Genomic DNA, 17,934 nt, shown 5'->3' with positions numbered 1-17,934 from the left:
AATTAAATTTGTTGAAACAATTTATTTATGAAGAGATACCTACTATTGTTTTCTTTATTCATGGTCTCGTCGTCGAGTCTCTTTTATTCACAAAAAACTACAGTCAGAAAGCCTCAGAAAGAAAAGTCTTCTGCTTTAACGATGAAAGCAGGCGCTTTTATTGATGTGAATACTGCAGCTTATGCACCATCAGCTTATGATCCTTTACAGTTGGTGAAAGATGTTTTAATTTCGTCAGGGACAAATTCATGTGTTACACCCAATGTTTCAAATGTTGTAGTAAGTCCGAATTTACCGGCAAGTAACGTACAAAGATCATGGGGTTATTTTCATAAAGGGACGACCAATTTTCCGTTTACAGATGGTATTGTGCTTTCTACAGGCTATGCAAACAAAGCAGGTAATAGCTTTATAAGTGGTACCTTAGGAGATGATTTACCTACAGGAAGCGATCCGGATCTTGTAGCAGCTACTAACCCTACAAAACCCTTGTATGATGCCGTAGTGTTGGAGTTTGACTTTGTGCCCACATCTTCCCAGGTAAAATTTAACTACTTATTTGCTTCTGAAGAATATACTTCTGACTTCCCATGTCTGGGCTATTCTGATGCGTTTGCTCTTTTATTGAGACCAGTAGCCGGAGGACCTTATGTAAATATGGCCGTTTTGCCGCCTCCTGGAACAGGACCCGTAAGTGCTACTAATATTGTACCTGATGGAAATGGCTTTTCATGTGGCCCCATTAACGCTCAGTTTTTTGGTGGCTTAAATACGGCTAATATCGAAACCAATTTTATTGGAAGAACTACGCCTCTTACTGCTACAGCAACAGTTACGCCTGGTGTGGCTTATCACTTCAAAATGGTTTTAGCAGATGCAGGTGATTCAGGATATGACTCTGCGGTATTCCTGGAAGGGGGATCTTTCAATATCGGTGTTGAATTATTAGATCCTTCAGGTGCAACGTTACCGGAAGAAATCAATGTTTGTGATAACGTTCCTCAGGTAATTACAGCTTCTGTGAGCGATCCGAATATGACATACCAATGGTTCTACAACGGAACTGCTATACAGGGAGCAACTACGCCTACAATTACAGCTACTCAACCTGGTAATTATGAAATTCAGGTATCATTCCCAGGTAATCCTTGTCCGGGAAAAGCCAATATTAAAATTAACGGAGGAACAACACCTGCCGCGATCGATGCTTCATTGCTGCTTTGTACAACACCAGATGTTACTTGGTTTGATCTAACGGATGCAATGCCGTCAATCAGTACAACTACTGGAGCTGTGTTCCATTTTTATGAAGATCAGGACGATGCTATCGCTCAAAATGACGACTATATCCAGGATGTTTTACATTATAATGGTAATGATGGTCAGATTCTTTACGTTGTTGTTTCGAATGGAGGTTTCTGTAGTAAAATGGTTGAATTAACCTTGTTGAAAGAGGCAACTCCGACAGTAAGTTTGGTTGCATCAAAAATTAAGGTTTGTCCGGGAACTCAAGTCGAGCTTACGGCAACTGGTGGTGTTACTTACGAATGGGCTAACTTCCAGGGAACCGGAAACACGCAGACTGCAACAGTTTATAATACAACAACTTTCTCTGTATATTCTTTAGGGACTAAAGGATGTAAATCTTTAAATCCTGCCACTATTACTGTAGAAGTAGTGCCGGAACTTACCTCTCCACTGAGAGATGTTGAAATGTGCCAAGGTGACAGAGTAACCCTTGACGCTGGAGCAGGGCCTAACTATACTTATCTTTGGAGCACAGGTGAAATTACACAGAGCATCAATGTAGATCAATGGGGTGTTTACAGTGTAACGATTGATAATGGATATTGTGAAAAAACGTTTACCGTTAATGTAATGGGTGCTGCTTCTCCTTTTGTTACAAATCTTGATTACAGCAATAATACCCTTACGATTACGGCAGAAATTCCGATGATCAATAATATTCCTCAGACTGCAGAATATTCTATTGATGGGGGGATTTCTTGGCAGCCTTCTAATGTATTTACAGGTCTTCAGGACAATGCAACATATCAGATTCAGGTAAGATCAGTAGGTACACATTGTGTAGGAGCATTAGAATTCTTTACCTTCCATGTGAGAAATGTTATTACGCCGAACCAGGATGGAGTGAATGATACTCTTGATCTTACTGCCCTTGGAGGATTTAATAACTTTACGGGATCTGTTTACGATCGATATGGTAGTGAAATGTTCAGATTCTCAAAGCAAACGCCTGTATGGGATGGTACAGTAGGAGGTAAAAAATTACCGACAGCAACATATTGGTATAAATTCAACTTTGATTATCCGAAGTCTAAAGCAAACATGAGCCAATCTGGTTGGATCATGCTTAAAAACAGAGAATAATCTCAAATATAGAGTAATAATTTAATTAAAATAAATCCTCAAAAGCAACGCTTTTGAGGATTTTTAATATTTAATAATGGTAATGAAAATTGTAGATAAGTATTGATTAAATGTCTTTACGCTAGGATAAAAGCTTACTTCACCAGGATCAAGCTTATTTTTCAAGGATAATGACGGTTTACTCTAGAATAAAAGTGTTTTACGCTATGATAAAAGCTTACTTCACCAGGATCAAGCTTATTTTTCAAGGATAATGACGGTTTACTCTAGAATAAAAGTGTTTTACGCTATGATAAAAGCTTACTTCACCAGGATCAAGCTTATTTTTCAAGGATAATGACGGTTTACTCTAGAATAAAAGTGTTTTACACTAGGGTAAAAACTTACTTCACCAGGATAAAGCTTATTTTTGAAGGATAATGACGGTTTGCACTAGGATAAAAATGTTTTGTACCAGGAAAGCTTACTTCACTAGGCTAAAACCTATTTTTCAAGAATAAAATCAATTTCACTATAATAAAATTGTTTTACACGACAATAAAAAGTGAAACCAGATTTAATATTATAATTCTCCTTAATAGTGCTGAATACTACGCTTTTCTAAACTTCTTCTTTTTCTTCCAAGGCGCATTTTTCTGAACATCACCCGCCATAATACAACCGTATGGCATCACTTCATCCATCACTTCACATAAACCGTATTCTTCAATCTGTGCACGAACATTTTTTGCACTTTTATAAGCGGTTGGAAGCTCGGAAATATCAATTTCATTGGTGAAGAAACGTACATCCAGACCTTTGGTTTCCTCTGCAAAAACTTCCTCAATGGTTTTATGAGCCAATGATTTTTTATGTTGTGTTCTGCTGAAATTTCTTCCCGCTCCGTGAGGGGCAAAACCAAGGTTTCTTTCATTGGTAGTTCCTTTTACGATCAAAACAGGTTCTGCCATATTCAGTGGAATTAGTCTTGGACCTGTAATATCCGGTAAGAATTTATCATCCAGCGGTGTTGCTCCCTTTGCATGGTAGAACAAGTCACCATCTCTGAAAACAAAGTTATGTTCGTTCCAATATCGGTCTTCTTTTTCAATTTCCAGTTTATTTAAAACAGCATCGTGAATGGATATATGGTTTTCTTTTGTCCATTTTCTGATTAGCTGTAAAGCTTCCCAGTAAGATTTTCCTTCTTCAGTTTCATACGGAATCCAGGCATTTTCTTTTAATGTTTCCGGTGAGATTTCCATTCTGAACCTGTTGGCCACTTTCATTCCTTTATCGTAAAGGGCAGCTCCCGGAGCTCTGGATCCGTGGTGAGTTACCAGCATCGTATTTCCGGTTTTTTTGGAAATTCCGACAAACAGGAAATGATTCCCATCGCCCTGCGTACCCATATGTGAACGGGCAATGCTGATCAGTTTTTCATCATTCAGAAAATCATTTTCCCTGAAAGCATCCATCAGTTCCTGCGACATCGGCATTTGTTCACCTCTCGGCCTTCCTCCATATCCGAAATGGGTCACCGAATGCGCTGCATCCAAGACTTCTTTGGGATCGGCTTTTCCAAAATCCGTCAGCATTACCGAACAGCAGATATCTGCAGAATGAAATCCGGGATGAATGGCATTTTTTGCCACAACGACTCCGCCAACAGGAATATGTCCTGCAGGGCCTGTAGGACAGGCGTCCGGCATGATGGCTCCGTCAGTTAGCGTTGGCGTTTTCATCAAAACCTTCATGGTGTTGATTACTTTTTCTACGTTATCATTTTCGCTTTCATGCTCTGCCCTGATATTGATGATAAAATCTTTTGCCGTTTCATGAAGGGGAATAAGTTCCGGTTGCTTAAATTGTTCCAGGTATATTTTGATTTGATTTTCGTCTAAATTATTTTCGTTAATGAACTCGATGGCTTCCTTAAACCATTTTGCAGGACGGTATCCTAATTCGATTAAATTGTTTCCGTTAAATTCCATGTTTTATTCTCTTTGTTGATGCAAAGTAATAACGTAAGTATGCAATGTTTTTGCGCAGATGAAATTATTTTAATTATTTTTGAAGAAATTAAATAATATGCTATTTGAACAATTAGAGAAATCATCAGAGCAAATTATGTTTAAAGATGTTATTGCTTTTATTGATGAACATTATGATTTTACGCCGACAAAATTTACCAATGGCAATACCGTAAACGAAGCAGGGCAGAACAATGGTTCGTGTAAAGTTTTCAGTTTTGCTCAGTTGAATGATCTTTCTGCGCAGGAAACGCTGAATCTTTTCGGAGAGTTTTACCGGGAAGATGTGCTGAAAAACCCTGAAGGTACCGATCACCAGAATATCAGAAACTTCATGGAATTTGGCTGGGAAGGAATTTCTTTTGAAGAAAAGGCTTTGAGTAGAAAGTAATGCGTGAGGGATGCGGAGGGTCTGACTGAAAGGAGGAGTTTCGGCTCGGGGCTTTGCCCCGAGCCGAAACCGAAACGAAGTGAAGCCCGAAGCAGCCCGGCCCGATGATAAGACTTTGCGAAGGGAGAGGGACACGCCCAAAATAAAAATATAAAATATGTCATCCAACAAAAACGCTCTGATCCGCTATAAAACCCTGGACAAATGCCTGAAAAACAAATACCGGAAATATACCCTGGAAGATCTCATTGACGAATGTTCGGAAGCTCTGTTTGAATTTGAAGGCAAGGAATCTTTCGTAAGCAAACGTACGGTACAGCTTGATCTACAAAACATGCGTAGTGAAAAATTCGGATATGAAGCTCCGATTGAAGTGTATGAGCGGAAATATTACCGTTACAGTGATCCGGATTACAGTATCCACAATATTTCCGTGAATGAAAGTGACCTGAAAGCCATGAACAATGCTGTTCAGATTTTAAAGCAGTTCAAAGATTTTTCGATGTTTAAAGAGATGAATGGTGTGATTCAGAAGCTGGAAGATTCTATTCATGCTACGCATCAAAAGTCGATTATTCATCTGGATAAAAATGAGCAATTGAAAGGTCTTGAGCATATTGATATTCTTTATGAAAGTATTATCAACAAAAAAGTACTCCGTATTCAGTACAAAAGCTTCACGGCAAGAGAAGCAAATATTTTTACTGTTCATCCACAGCTGTTAAAAGAGTATAATAACCGCTGGTTTCTGATCTGTCTGTACAAAGGAAAAATGTATAACCTTGCCCTTGACCGGATGGAGCATATAGAGGCGGAAGAAAATGCAGAATACATTGACCCGAATCTGGACGGAGATGAATATTTTAAAGATATTGTAGGCGTTACGGTTTCTGAAACGATGAAGCCCCGCAATGTGATTTTCTTTGTAGATTCATCCAACACGCCTTACGTAAAAACAAAACCTCTTCATAAAAGCCAGGAAGTTATAAGCGAAACAGAAAAAGGTGCTGTATTTAAGATCTGTGTGCAGATCAACTATGAGCTGGAGCGTTTGTTATTGGGATTTGGAGATTGCTTGATAGTGCATCAGCCAAGGAAACTAAGATTGAGAATGGAAGAAAAATTCAAATCCGGATTTAAGAATTATCAGGGTCTTAATATTGAAGAAGATTAAACCAAAAAAATCGTTGTGGCTTGGAAATTGTATTACCCAAAACACAAAAATAATAATATGAAATCTAGAATATTAAAAGCTGTGGTAGCAGTGGTAGCACCTTTGGTGATTGAATTTATAATCAAAAAAATCGCTGAAAAGTTTGATGAAAAACCGGCGGAAGATAAAAAACGAGTTCCCGTACAAAACTGGGAGTAGTTAATTTAAATATTATGAAAAAAGAGGCGTTGATACATAACAGCCTCTTTTTATTTACACAAAATCATAAATGCCGTTTTTCCAGCCCAGAACTTTTGAAGAGTTGGCTTTCAGCCAGTTTTTCAAGATTGTAGCATATACTTTTCTGAAATCCTCGGTGTAAATAAGATCTCCTTCGTTCAATTTTGTAAGATCAGGTAGAGGATTTAATATTCCTTTTTTCTTTAATCCACCACTTATAAAAAACATTTGATTGGCCGTTCCATGGTCGGTTCCGTTGCTGGCATTTTGAGCCACACGACGTCCAAATTCAGAAAATGTCATCAGAAGGATATTGTCGAAAAGCCCATTACTTTTCATATCCGCTACAAACGATTTTACCGCTTCATTGATATCGTTGAAGAGTTTTTGCTGTCTTTCATTCTGATTGACATGGGTATCAAAACTTCCGATGGAAAGGTAATAAACTCTTGTATTGATATCGGATTTAATGAGTGAAGCAACGGTTTTAAAATCTTTTCCCAATTGTGAATTCGGGTAAGTTTGATCGGTTTTTTTTGCTTTACTTTTATCAAAGATATATCCCGCGTTATTAATGGTTGATCCTAAAGTTTGGTATAAATAGGAAACTGTCTCGTCATCATGATGATGGTCATAAAGCGATTTAAAATATTTTTCCTGGCTGGTCTGGTACAATCGTTTCGGATCTTTGAAAGCAAAAGCTTTGTTATTTTTACCTTTTAATGCTAAACTGAGCATATCGTCAACTTCCAGCGCCTGTGTCGGATGTTCGCAGCGGTAGCATTCTTCATCCAGAAACCTTCCGAGCCATCCTGTTTCAAGATATTCGTCACTTCTGCTCGCGGAATGCCAGATATCCATGCTTCTGAAATGAGATTTGTCGGGATTGGGATATCCTACATTGTTCATTACCGAAAGCTCACCATTGTCATAAAGCTCCTTAAAATAGGATAGGGCAGGATTGATCCCCGTTTCATCATTCAGTTGCAAAGAATCTTTAATTGCAATATTGTTTCTTTCTTTAAAATAAATATCGTTCCGTACAGGAATTATTGTATTTAGTCCGTCATTTCCACCGGTAAACTGCAGAACGATCAGAATCTTCTGATCAGATTCCAAAGCATCATCAAATGTCATTGCCTTAAGAAAGTTAGGCATCAATAATGAAGCGGTTGCGAGTGAACTTATTTTGAGGAATTCTCTTCTTTTGATTAGCATATGGTTAAGGTTAAGGTTAAGGTTAAGGTTAAGGTTAAGGTTAAGGTTGCAGTTCTATGCAGTGATTAGCTAAAATATGACCTGAAACTACATTAACTGATATTCAGGAGTAGACATTAAATTAATGACGTTCATTTTTACACTGTTATCGGAAAAGCTTTTCACGGAATTCATATCCAGCGATTTTGTATTCTGAATCAGATATTCTTCAGGTTTTTTTCCAGCAAATATTTTTTCTACACGTTCCCAGTCAATGGTGATATTGGGGTTTTTGAAATTTTTCGTCAAAGTGTTGGTGTTGTTTTTCAATCCCATATCAACATCATCATCTGCTTTTGGACGATAGTCAAGCGGTCGCAATCCCGACCAGATTTGCGGAATCTGAAGCCTCAACATCAATGTGGAACTGTCAATCCAGGATTTTCCGGTAGGCCATCCGGCTACATTCGGAGGATAAAGAAGCATCTGCCCGAGTAATTTCTGATAAACAATAAGATTTTCAGGATTTTGAATATTCATCGGAAGCATTCGCATCATTCCTGCCATCAGTTCGATCGGTGATTTTATCCTGTTTCCAATATTTTTTTTATCATAAAACCATGAACTTGAGAAGATGTCGGTCATCAGTTTTTTGATATCGTAACCAGACTGATAAAAGTTTTCGCTGAGAGTATTGATAATCGTTTCATCTGCATTTTCGTTTACAAAAAATTTATAAATTTTTGCCGTGATAAACCTGGAGGTTGCTTTCTGCTCAAGGATAATATTTAAAACATCATTTCCCGTGAAGTTCCCGGTTTTACCAAGAAAATTTTTGCTGCCTTCGTCATGAAGTTTTTTTCTTTCTACAAAATTTCCTCCTTTATCATAACCCCAGCCTGTAAAAGCTCTGGCTCCCTCTCTGATGTCTTTCTCGGTATAATTTCCCCTGCCCATTGTAAAAAGTTCCATGACTTCCCTCGCAAAATTTTCATTAGGATGGTCTTTTTTATTTTGTTGATTATTAAGAAAACTCAACATTGCCGGCGCTTTACTGACTTCAAACAACAATTCCCTAAAGTTTCCCAACGCATTTTTCCGGATCACATTCAGGATTTGTCTGTTAAATTTCGGATTTTGTACCCTGGAAGCGAAATGACCGTGCCAGAAAAACGTCATTTTTTCTCTCAGCTGCTCATTGCTAGTGACCATCTTATACAGGAAATTAAGATTAAGTTCTTCGTTTTGCTGTCGGTTGATCTTCTGTATTTCCTTTTTCTTCTCTGCAGGAGATTTGTCATTCATATAATCCGACGATTCTGTCTCAGCAGTCTGATAATCGATTTCAGCAAAATTTTCCTCTTTAAACAAATCATTCAATAAAGCGTTATGGTCTTTATTTTCCAGATCTTCAAGCTGATTAATTCCTGGACCAAATCCTGCACGCCAGAGAAGATGTTTGTTATTAATAAATGACGGAACTGTCATAATGTTTTATATTTTGGATATGGATGTTATGATAAGGTTAAAATAAGTAACGGTTAAGAATTGTTAATATTGAGCTGTAATTTTCCTTTTTGTTGAAATTTAATTAAACGCTTATTTAATTTTAATGAATTGACAATCATGTTTTTGTAGATTTAATCAATGGTAATCTGAATAAAAAGATTTTGCTTGGCACGATTTTTACAGTTTTCAGCTTAGTAAAATTAAAAATCAGAGTTATGAAAATGTTAAAACATGCAATTTTATTTGCCGGAATTTTTACTGCTGGAGCTTTGAGTGCCCAAAGTGCACAAATGAATAACATGATCAAAGTTGGAGCAAATGTTGGTTTAGCAGTTCCTTCTGATAATACTTCTATGGCAGTGGGTGTGGATGTAGCTTATCAGAATTTGATCACTCCGGGGTTCGGATTGGGTATTGCAACAGGATATACACATTATTTTGGAAAAGACAACAACGGATATAATAATAATGACGTAGGCGTTGTACCAGTAGGTGCATTGATCAGAATTTATCCGAAGCAGACAGGGTTTTATTTCGGAACAGACTTAGGATATGGTTTCCTGGTAGGTGATAACAAAGTAGCATCTAATGCTTCTCTTGACAGACCAGATGGTGGATTTTATATCAAGCCGGAAATCGGGTATCACAATCAGGACTGGAATTTCTTTGTTCAATACCAGAAAGTATTTGTAGGAAGCAAAGGAGATTTGCCAAATCAGGACTACAATGTGGGTAATCTTGGGGTAGGATTCTCTTACAATATTCCTTTAGGAAAGTAGTTAGATTTAAATATAAGCAATTATTAGCCAAACCTTTTCGAATTTTTGAGAAGGTTTTTTATTTCTAACGAAAATTTACGAAAACTATTATTATATTTGATAAAATTTGAGGTTATGATTTTGAATCCGAAATTTCCGCTTTATTTACCAGGAGTAAAAAATGCTGGCAATGATAACATTTCTATCATTGGTGCCAACCTTCGTGAAGATATTACAACTTTAGGCTATTTTGTATCTGCTGATGGTGGCCTTGAAGTTAAAATTCAGCATACATATCCAACTAAAGAATATGCTTCTTTCACAGATATTCTGAAAAAATTTATTCAGGATAATCAGTTGGATAATGTAAAAAGACTCGGGATAGCTGTTCCGGGACCTGTCATCAACGGGAAAAGTAATCCTGCAAGACTGGGATGGAATCTCGATGTTGAAGATTTTAAAAGAGATTTTGATTTCGAAAGAGTAGATATGCTCAATGACCAGGAAGCTTCAGCTTATGGAATGGGTCTCTTGGAAGACAGTGATCTTGATCCGATATATACCAGCGGAAACCTTGAGAAAGGAAATGTGGCGATTCTGGCGCCCGGAAATGGTCTGGGAGAAGCCGGATATTTTTTCGATGGAAAATACATAAGACCTTTTGCAACGGAAGGAGGGCATTCAGAATTTTCCCCAAGAACAAATGTGGAAGTAGAATTCTACCAGTTCCTGAATAACATTTATGGTATTGTAAGCTGGGAGAATGTATTGTCTAAAACAGGTCTTTTTAACATCTACCGTTTTTTAAGAGATGTAAAAAGACATCCGGAACCGGAATGGCTTGCTGAAAGGCTGACAGAAGGAAATTTTGTACAGGAATTATATAAAGCGGCAGTTGAAGACGATGTGATGATCTGCAAAATTGCATTAGACACTTTCATTGAATTCCTTGCAAGAGAAGCCAATAATCTTACTTTAAAGATAAAAGCTACCGGCGGTTTACTGATTTCAGGGGATATTCCTCAGGCGATCAGAGAATATATTGATAAAGATAAGTTCTACGAAAAATTCAAGATCAGTGATAAGATGGAGGAAATGCTCAGAAATATACCTATCTATCTGAATAAAAATGAAAATACAGCTTTGAATGGCGCAGCGCTATACACCGCTTATTATCAAGACTAACTGAAGCTCCGGAATTCCGGAGTTTTTTTATTTATAAAAATTATTGCATTAATTGATATACATCAATGAAATCTATCATTTCTGTTGACTACATTTGCACCAGTAAATAATAAACAAGCAAATAATTTTTATTCAAATGAAAAAAATATTCTTATTAGCAGTTTTGGCTAGTGGTTTAGCATTCGGACAGGCAAAAAAAGTAGTAAGCTCTGATGTTCAGTGGTGGGGTTATAAGATCGCAAAATCTGAAGCAAGTTCTCACAACGGAACTGTAAAGGTAAAATCAGGTGATATGATTATGAAAGGAAACCAATTGGTTGGTGGTACTTTCGTTTTAGATATGACTTCGATCAACGCGACAGATCTTTCGGGTGAATATCAGCAAAAACTGAACGGGCACCTTAAAAACGGAGATTTCTTCGAGGTTGAAAAATACCCTACAGCAACTTTCAAAATCACAGGTGTTAAGAAAAACAATGACAAAGTGTACAATTCTTTAGTAACAGGTAACTTAACGGTAAAAGGAAAAACCAACGCAATTTCTTTCCCTGCAAAAATTACTTATGCTAACGGAACAGTAAGCTTAATGTCAAATAAATTTTCTATCGACAGACAAAAATTCGATGTTGCTTACAAATCTACCATGCAGGACGTTCTTGTGAAAGATGATATGGATTTGCAGGTAAAAGTAACAGCAAAATAATTTAATCAAAAAAAGATTGTTAAAAGTGTAGAAGTTCTACACTTTTTTTTATTTTTGTTGAATTGTAAATAAAAAAGAATGAAAAGATTACTATTGTTTGCTATGATGTGTGTAAGCATGTCATTTGTTTTCGGGCAGAAGAAAGGAGATAAGGTGGTAAAAGTAACATCGTCGGAGATCAGATGGTGGGGATATAAAGTAGTGAAAACAGTTCCTACAACACATTCCGGAACGGTAAAGCTGAAAAGTGGAAAATTCACTTTTGACAAAACGGTTTTGGTAGACGGAGAATTCGTGATTGATATGAAGTCGATCATGGCAGGTGACGTATCAAGCCAGGATGAAGATATGGTAAAACTTACCAACGACCTGAAAAGTACCAATTTCTTTGAAGTTAAAAAGTTTCCGTTGGCAAAATTCCATTTAACGAAAATTATTCCTTTGGCAAACAGCGATTATAACTCTACAGTGTACGGAGATGTGACAATCAAAGGAGTAAGAAAAACGATTACTTTCCCTGCAAACGTGTATATCACGCAGTTTACGGTAGTAATAGAATCTGCTAAATTCTCACTGAACAGAAGAGATTTCAAAGTATTCTATCAGTCTTCTCTGAAAGATTATTTCATTAAAAATGAAATGGATATTCAGTTTAAGCTTTCTACTGAGAAATTGGATAACGAAAACAGAACTCCTGTTAAGAAGAAAAAATAAGACCCTCGGTCTTTCGATAAACAAATGAGCGATTTCTTTTGAAGCCGCTCATTTTTTTGTCTTATTTTTTTATTTTAGTAGTATGAAAATATATGTTGTAAGCGGGCTTGGAGCAGATTTTAAAGTGCTTGAAAAAATTAAATTTCCGGAGCATCATGAAGTTGTTTTTATAGATTGGCTCATTCCTGAGCAAAATGAAGACTTTTTACATTATGTAGTCAGAATGGCTGAAAAAATTGATGATTCAGAGCCTTTTTATCTGCTGGGGTATTCCTTTGGAGGAATCATGGTTCAGGAAATTAATAAGCTAAAGCCTGCAAGAAAAGTTGTAATCATGGGAAGTATAAAGTCAGACCGAGAGAAATCAAGGTTAATAAAAACAGGACAGATCACCAGAATTCCTAAGTTGCTGCCGGTAAAATTTTTCAATGAAAAGACAACCAATATATATTCTATGTTCAGGAAATTTTTCGATCCGAAAAATCCACGAATTCTTCAGTACTTCCAGGTAAGAGATCCTTATTATCTGAAATGGTCTATCGAAAAAATTTCAGATTGGAAATTTGATGAAAATCCGGACGTCATCCAGATTATGGGAGATAAAGATATTGTATTCCCGATCAAAAACTGCCGGCCGGATTTTACTATAAAAGGAGGCACTCATTTATTTCCCGCAACAAAATCTAAAGAAGTATCCGGTATTTTGAAAGGGGTATTTGAATAAAATTAGCAATAAATATTATTTTAGTGTTAAATTTTTAGGGGTTAAAATTAATTTTATATACTAATTATAAAATTTATGCTTACTTTTGCAGGGGTAATATATAAATTTTATGACAGTCGGTTTAAAATGGATCGTTTCCTTTAGTATCATTACACTTGTTGCCATTGGCGGATTATTTTGGAGTCCTATGGCAGACTTTCCCAACACAGGAGAATTTCTTAGCGAAGATAAAATTGTAGGCGCGGATGTAGCCTGGATTTTAGCTGCTGCAGGTTTGGTGTTATTGATGACTCCCGGCCTGTCATTTTTCTATGGAGGAATGGTTGGAAAGAAAAACGTAATTTCCACCATGCTGCAGAGCTTTATTGCACTAGGAGTTATTTCCATGTTGTGGGTGGTAATTGGCTTTTCTTTATCCTTTGGTGATTCTATCGGCTTTACTATAAACGGCGTACATTATGGCATTATCGGAAATCCCCTAAGCTACCCGTTCTTTAATCGGGTAGGCGTATTGCCACATAAATACATGGCATCTACCATTCCATTTGTGCTTTTTGCTTTATTTCAGATGAAATTTGCCGTGATTACCCCTGCTTTGATCACCGGATCATTTGCGGAACGAGTACGTTTCATCTCGTACCTCTTATTTATGGTTCTTTTCAGCATCTTTATTTATACACCGCTTTGTCATATGGTGTGGCATCCGGATGGACTGTTAAATAAATATTTCGGAGTAAAAGACTTTGCAGGAGGAACAGTTGTCCATATGAGTGCCGGTTTTGCTGCATTAGCAGGCGCTATGGTAGTGGGAAACAGGAAAAAGCCTCATCATGAGCCATCCAATATCTCTTATGTATTGTTGGGAACCGGGATGCTTTGGTTCGGATGGTTCGGATTCAATGCGGGCTCGGCTCTCAGTGCTAATGCCACCGCTGCTACAGCTTTTGGAACGACGACAATCGCCTCTGCTTCAGCGATGATGACCTGGATATTCTTTGACAGAATCAACAGAAGAAAAGTATCTGCTATGGGAGCCTGTATAGGCGCTGTTGTAGGATTGGTGGCTATTACTCCCGGGTGTGGATTCGTTTCCATTTCGGAAAGTCTGTTTATCGGATTTATTTCTGCGATTGTATCAAACCTGATGGTCAACTGGAAAGCATTGAAAAAGATTGATGATACCCTGGATGTTTTTGCCTGTCATGGAGTTGGTGGAATTATGGGAATGATTCTCACGGCTATTTTTGCTCATGGTGAAAATGCAAGTCTCCTTCATGGTGGTTTTGAAGTCTTTGCCCATCATATGGCAGCTCTGCTTCTTGTATCAGTATTTACCTTTTTCGGATCATTGATTTTATATAAAATAACAAACAGTATTATTACTTTAAGAGTTTCAGAAGAATCTGAAGAGATGGGATTGGATCTTTCTCAACACGAAGAAAAGCTGTGCTGAGAAGATAATGGTGAATTGTGAATTGTTAATAGTGAATTTTTTTTACCAAATTTAAAAAATGACTACACCGTAAATTGACCGTGAAACGAATTGACCATTCACCATTGACGATTGACATAAAAAATATCTACTAGTGTTCATATAGTTTTAATTAGAAAGCCGGGGCTGATTTTTCAACTCCGGCTTTTGCGTGTGGATTTATCGTGTATCTTTGTACTCAGGAAAAAAGGAAGAATTTCTGTATGGAATCAATATCGGTTTTTGAAATTATTAAAGTAGGAATTGGCCCGTCCAGTTCGCATACAATGGGACCCTGGAATGCGGCTTCAGCATTTATCAGGATTATAAAAAGAGAAAGATCAATTGCTGAGGTGAAAGAAGTCTTCCTCGAATTTTTTGGCTCTCTTGCCAAAACAGGAATCGGGCACGGAACCGATATCGCAGGAATGCTTGGATTAAATGGCGAAGACTTTAAAACCATTGATACAACAAAAATTGATGAAAAAATAGAAAGAATAAAAAGTACTCAAACAATAAACCTGGGGGGCGAAAAAGAAATTCCTTTTGTCTACGGATATCACCTGGTTTTAAATATGCAGAAATCTCTTGATTATCATCCGAACGGAATGATTTTCAAAGCCATTTTTGAAGACGGAACCGAGCTTGTACAGGATTTTTATTCTGTGGGTGGTGGTTTCATCATGAGTCAGGAGAAAAAATCTATTGAAAAACATTGCATCCGTACATTATATCCTTGTCATAAATCTTCTGACATTGTAAAGTACTGCGAAAAGCTGGGACTTGACAAAATTTCGGATCTTATTTTAATGAATGAGGAAAGCTGGAGACCCCAGGAAGAAACAAAACAGGAGGCACTGTATATCTGGCAGCAGATCAAAGAATGCATCTATAAAGGTGTGAATAAAGAAGGTGTGCTCCCGGGTGGATTGAATGTTTCGCGACGTGCCGCAGGAATCAACAGAAAATTACTAGGAGATAAGATCTATAAAAATAAAGACGAGTGGTTTCAGCAGGTTGTTGATGCAGAGGAAAATTTCACCAATATCAATAAATGGATTTCCTGTTTTGCATTAGCTGTAAATGAAGAGAATGCAAGCTTCGGAAGAATCATTACAGCGCCGACCAATGGAGCCAGTGGTGTGATTCCGGCAGTGCTGATGTATGCTCAGGCATTTACTCCTTTTACCAGCGATGATGATATCATCCGTTTCTTATTGGTGGCAGGTGAAATCGGAACTTTATTTAAAAAAAATGCTACCATTTCTGCAGCGATGGGAGGTTGCCAGGCAGAAGTTGGCGTTTCCTCGGCAATGGCGGCTGCAGGCCTTACGGAAATTCTCGGCGGAAGTGTAGGACAAGTGCTTATGGCGGCAGAAATTGCCATGGAACATCATTTGGGAATGACCTGCGATCCGATTAAAGGACTGGTTCAGATTCCATGTATTGAAAGAAATACGATGGGCGCCATCAAAGCAATTACCGCCGCAAATATTGCCCTTGAAAGTGATCCTGCCAAAGCAAAAGTAAGCCTGGATCAGGTAATTCAGACGATGTGGGAAACCGCGCTTTCCATGAATGACCGATTCAAGGAAACTTCCGAAGGAGGGCTCGCGATTGCTGTGAACGTTGCAGAATGTTAAGATTAAATTTACATTATAATAAAAAATCCTTAGAGCATAGTTCTAAGGATTTATTGTATTATTTTTTTTATCAATAAAAATGTGCTGCCTCCCATTTCAGTTTCATCTGATTTCGAGTAAAGATTAGTTACCTAAGATGTTGGTATACTGATCTTTAGTATTAGTCTACTGACCTCGGGTAAAGGCTTACTGCTGTCGGGTATTGCTTTACTTCCGTTGAGTATTGCTCTACTTCTCTCCGGTAACAGCTTAATTCCCTTTGGTAATGGTCTACTTTACTCTGGTAACGCTCTACTTCACTACGGTAACGGTCTACTTCTCTACGGTAACAGTCTACTTCACTACGGTAACGGTCTACTTCACTACGGTAACGGTCTACTTCACTACGGTAACGGTCTACTTCACTATGGTAACGGTCTGCTTCACTACGGTAACACTCTACTTCACTACGGTAACGGTCTGCTTCACTATGGTAACGGTCTGCTTCACTACGGTAACACTCTACTTCACTACGGTAACGGTCTGCTTCACTATGGTAACGGTCTACTTCACTACGGTAACAGTCCACTTCACTACGGTAACGGTATACTTACCAATGGTAACAGTCTACTTCACTACGGTAACAGTTTACTTAGGAAAATGTAAACTTTGCTCAGTAAAACTCTACTCAATAACTATTTTAGGCAAAAAAAAAATCTTAATTTCTTAATGTTAAAAATAGAATTATAGAATTTAACAGCCTCTCAGGCCAGTCAAGTTTTCTCTATTTATCCAGAATTCCCCGGATCTTATTGGCATTGGAGATCAGTTCTTCCAGATAATCATAATTTTCTTTTTCTAAAGCCGATTTGAATTTTCTTAATTGCGAAATATGTTCATTCAAAACATCAAGAACATTCTCTTTGTTTTGCCTGAAAATAGGAACCCACATTTCCGGATGTGATTTCGCCAGTCGTACTGTACTTGAAAACCCCGAACTCGCGAGCTGGAATATGGTTTCCTCTTCACGTTCTTTTTCTAAAACGGTATTCGCCAGTGCATACGAAGTAATGTGTGAAATATGAGAAATATAGGCAGTGTGAACATCATGATCTTGTGCATTCATATAAATTAAATGCATATCCAGGTTTTCAGCAACGCGCTCTACCAATTGTAAAGCTTCTGGTGCAGATTCTTCTTTATTGCAAATAACCCCGGCTTTTCCTGAAAAGCTTTCTGCAACAGCAGACTGTGGACCGCTGTTTTCTGTTCCCCACATCGGGTGAAATGCCACAAATCGCTCCCTCTTAGGATGATCTTTTACAGCGTGTACAATGCCTGCTTTGGTAGAGCCGGTGTCCATTACGGTCTGATTTTCCGAGATGAGATCCAGCACCTGAGGCAATATTTTTCTTGCCGCATCCACCGGAATTGCAATAATAATTAAGTCAGAATTTCTGATCCCGTATTCAAGATCAACCTTAGCATCAATGATCTTAAGCTTTAAAGCCTCATTCAGATGTTCTGTGCTGTTGTCTATTCCGTAAATAAAATCGGCCATTCCTTTCTGCTTCAGTTTTAAAGCAATTGATCCGCCGATTAAGCCTACGCCTATAATACTTATTTTCATCTTTTAAATTTTAAAATAAAAAACCCCGCCCAAGGACGAGGTGATGTGTATCTGTACAACGAAATCCTTATCCCATATCTGAGTTAAAAATTCCGTAATAATATGTTCCCATGTTTGTAATCACAGGGCGAAGATAGAAAATTTTTTTTAAAAAGTGAATAGTGAATTTTGTTTCGCAAGTCAATGGTCAATTCTTAAATTCACATGAATTATTCACTGCAAAGTTAATTGACA

Annotated in this window: 16 protein-coding genes; 11 read left to right on the top strand and 5 right to left on the bottom strand. The window is 37.6% G+C overall.

What is annotated here, in order from left to right; genetic code table 11:
• Window positions 1-27 precede the first annotated feature (27 nt).
• The gene (locus tag BMW64_RS07290; protein WP_089999377.1) at window positions 28-2,391 is read left to right on the top strand and encodes a choice-of-anchor L domain-containing protein; all 2,364 of its coding nucleotides are present in this window, start codon (window positions 28-30) and stop codon (window positions 2,389-2,391) included.
• A gap of 590 nt (window positions 2,392-2,981) precedes the next feature.
• On the opposite strand, the gene BMW64_RS07285 is transcribed toward BMW64_RS07290, so the two are convergent.
• Window positions 2,982-4,364, bottom strand: a complete 1,383-nt coding sequence (locus BMW64_RS07285) for an RtcB family protein (protein ID WP_089999376.1) — start codon at window positions 4,362-4,364, stop codon at window positions 2,982-2,984.
• Between the two features lie 97 nt (window positions 4,365-4,461).
• Between BMW64_RS07285 and BMW64_RS07280 the strand changes: the two genes are divergently transcribed.
• From BMW64_RS07280 to BMW64_RS20630, 3 genes are all read left to right on the top strand, one after another.
• Window positions 4,462-4,794 carry a HopJ type III effector protein gene (locus tag BMW64_RS07280; protein ID WP_089999375.1) on the top strand — a complete coding sequence of 111 codons (333 nt, stop codon included), beginning with the start codon at window positions 4,462-4,464 and terminating at the stop codon, window positions 4,792-4,794.
• A 157-nt stretch (window positions 4,795-4,951) separates the two neighbouring features.
• Window positions 4,952-5,968, top strand: coding sequence for a helix-turn-helix transcriptional regulator (locus BMW64_RS07275; protein ID WP_089999374.1), 1,017 nt, complete (start codon window positions 4,952-4,954; stop codon window positions 5,966-5,968).
• 57 nt (window positions 5,969-6,025) lie between these two features.
• Entirely contained in the window at window positions 6,026-6,166 is a 141-nt protein-coding gene (locus BMW64_RS20630; RefSeq protein ID WP_177175253.1) for a hypothetical protein, read from the top strand.
• A 54-nt stretch (window positions 6,167-6,220) separates the two neighbouring features.
• Here the strand turns inward: BMW64_RS20630 and BMW64_RS07270 are convergent, their stop codons facing one another.
• Both BMW64_RS07270 and BMW64_RS07265 read right to left on the bottom strand, forming a co-directional pair.
• Window positions 6,221-7,405 (bottom strand): DUF1501 domain-containing protein, encoded by a 1,185-nt coding sequence (locus BMW64_RS07270; RefSeq protein ID WP_089999373.1) that lies wholly within the window; start codon window positions 7,403-7,405, stop codon window positions 6,221-6,223.
• Window positions 7,406-7,492: 87 nt separating this feature from the next.
• On the bottom strand, window positions 7,493-8,872 hold the full coding sequence (locus BMW64_RS07265; protein ID WP_089999372.1) for a DUF1800 domain-containing protein: 1,380 nt from the start codon (window positions 8,870-8,872) through the stop codon (window positions 7,493-7,495).
• Window positions 8,873-9,108: 236 nt separating this feature from the next.
• Between BMW64_RS07265 and BMW64_RS07260 the strand changes: the two genes are divergently transcribed.
• The 7 genes from BMW64_RS07260 (at window position 9,109) to BMW64_RS07230 (ending at window position 16,091) form a co-directional block, all read left to right on the top strand.
• Window positions 9,109-9,672, top strand: a complete 564-nt coding sequence (locus BMW64_RS07260) for a hypothetical protein (protein WP_089999697.1) — start codon at window positions 9,109-9,111, stop codon at window positions 9,670-9,672.
• Window positions 9,673-9,786: 114 nt separating this feature from the next.
• Complete coding sequence (locus BMW64_RS07255) at window positions 9,787-10,836, top strand: glucokinase (RefSeq protein WP_089999371.1); 1,050 nt, start codon at window positions 9,787-9,789, stop codon at window positions 10,834-10,836.
• A 136-nt stretch (window positions 10,837-10,972) separates the two neighbouring features.
• Entirely contained in the window at window positions 10,973-11,539 is a 567-nt protein-coding gene (locus tag BMW64_RS07250) for a YceI family protein (RefSeq protein ID WP_089999370.1), read from the top strand.
• Window positions 11,540-11,617: 78 nt separating this feature from the next.
• Entirely contained in the window at window positions 11,618-12,253 is a 636-nt protein-coding gene (locus BMW64_RS07245) for a YceI family protein (RefSeq protein ID WP_089999369.1), read from the top strand.
• Between the two features lie 82 nt (window positions 12,254-12,335).
• Entirely contained in the window at window positions 12,336-12,977 is a 642-nt protein-coding gene (locus BMW64_RS07240) for an alpha/beta hydrolase (protein ID WP_089999368.1), read from the top strand.
• 109 nt (window positions 12,978-13,086) lie between these two features.
• Window positions 13,087-14,430 carry an ammonium transporter gene (locus BMW64_RS07235; RefSeq protein ID WP_089999367.1) on the top strand — a complete coding sequence of 448 codons (1,344 nt, stop codon included), beginning with the start codon at window positions 13,087-13,089 and terminating at the stop codon, window positions 14,428-14,430.
• A gap of 242 nt (window positions 14,431-14,672) precedes the next feature.
• On the top strand, window positions 14,673-16,091 hold the full coding sequence (locus BMW64_RS07230; protein ID WP_089999366.1) for an L-serine ammonia-lyase: 1,419 nt from the start codon (window positions 14,673-14,675) through the stop codon (window positions 16,089-16,091).
• A gap of 160 nt (window positions 16,092-16,251) precedes the next feature.
• On the opposite strand, the gene BMW64_RS20435 is transcribed toward BMW64_RS07230, so the two are convergent.
• Together BMW64_RS20435 and BMW64_RS07220 are read right to left on the bottom strand one after the other, a co-directional pair.
• Window positions 16,252-16,659 (bottom strand): hypothetical protein, encoded by a 408-nt coding sequence (locus tag BMW64_RS20435; RefSeq protein WP_143052657.1) that lies wholly within the window; start codon window positions 16,657-16,659, stop codon window positions 16,252-16,254.
• 195 nt (window positions 16,660-16,854) lie between these two features.
• The gene (locus BMW64_RS07220) at window positions 16,855-17,700 is read right to left on the bottom strand and encodes a prephenate dehydrogenase (RefSeq protein ID WP_089999364.1); all 846 of its coding nucleotides are present in this window, start codon (window positions 17,698-17,700) and stop codon (window positions 16,855-16,857) included.
• Between the last annotated feature and the right edge of the window lie 234 nt (window positions 17,701-17,934).

The organism is Chryseobacterium taichungense, from assembly GCF_900109935.1.
Lineage (GTDB): Bacteria > Bacteroidota > Bacteroidia > Flavobacteriales > Weeksellaceae > Chryseobacterium > Chryseobacterium taichungense.
Note: the sequence above shows the minus strand (reverse complement) of the source record. Positions and strands in the feature narration are given on the sequence as shown.

Coding starts and splice junctions, on each gene's coding strand:
- BMW64_RS07290 (WP_089999377.1), top strand. CDS start 28: ATGAAGAGATACCTACTATTGTTTTCTTTATTCATGGTCTCGTCGTCG.
- BMW64_RS07285 (WP_089999376.1), bottom strand. CDS start 4,364: ATGGAATTTAACGGAAACAATTTAATCGAATTAGGATACCGTCCTGCA.
- BMW64_RS07280 (WP_089999375.1), top strand. CDS start 4,462: ATGCTATTTGAACAATTAGAGAAATCATCAGAGCAAATTATGTTTAAA.
- BMW64_RS07275 (WP_089999374.1), top strand. CDS start 4,952: ATGTCATCCAACAAAAACGCTCTGATCCGCTATAAAACCCTGGACAAA.
- BMW64_RS20630 (WP_177175253.1), top strand. CDS start 6,026: ATGAAATCTAGAATATTAAAAGCTGTGGTAGCAGTGGTAGCACCTTTG.
- BMW64_RS07270 (WP_089999373.1), bottom strand. CDS start 7,405: ATGCTAATCAAAAGAAGAGAATTCCTCAAAATAAGTTCACTCGCAACC.
- BMW64_RS07265 (WP_089999372.1), bottom strand. CDS start 8,872: ATGACAGTTCCGTCATTTATTAATAACAAACATCTTCTCTGGCGTGCA.
- BMW64_RS07260 (WP_089999697.1), top strand. CDS start 9,109: ATGAAAATGTTAAAACATGCAATTTTATTTGCCGGAATTTTTACTGCT.
- BMW64_RS07255 (WP_089999371.1), top strand. CDS start 9,787: ATGATTTTGAATCCGAAATTTCCGCTTTATTTACCAGGAGTAAAAAAT.
- BMW64_RS07250 (WP_089999370.1), top strand. CDS start 10,973: ATGAAAAAAATATTCTTATTAGCAGTTTTGGCTAGTGGTTTAGCATTC.
- BMW64_RS07245 (WP_089999369.1), top strand. CDS start 11,618: ATGAAAAGATTACTATTGTTTGCTATGATGTGTGTAAGCATGTCATTT.
- BMW64_RS07240 (WP_089999368.1), top strand. CDS start 12,336: ATGAAAATATATGTTGTAAGCGGGCTTGGAGCAGATTTTAAAGTGCTT.
- BMW64_RS07235 (WP_089999367.1), top strand. CDS start 13,087: ATGACAGTCGGTTTAAAATGGATCGTTTCCTTTAGTATCATTACACTT.
- BMW64_RS07230 (WP_089999366.1), top strand. CDS start 14,673: ATGGAATCAATATCGGTTTTTGAAATTATTAAAGTAGGAATTGGCCCG.
- BMW64_RS07220 (WP_089999364.1), bottom strand. CDS start 17,700: ATGAAAATAAGTATTATAGGCGTAGGCTTAATCGGCGGATCAATTGCT.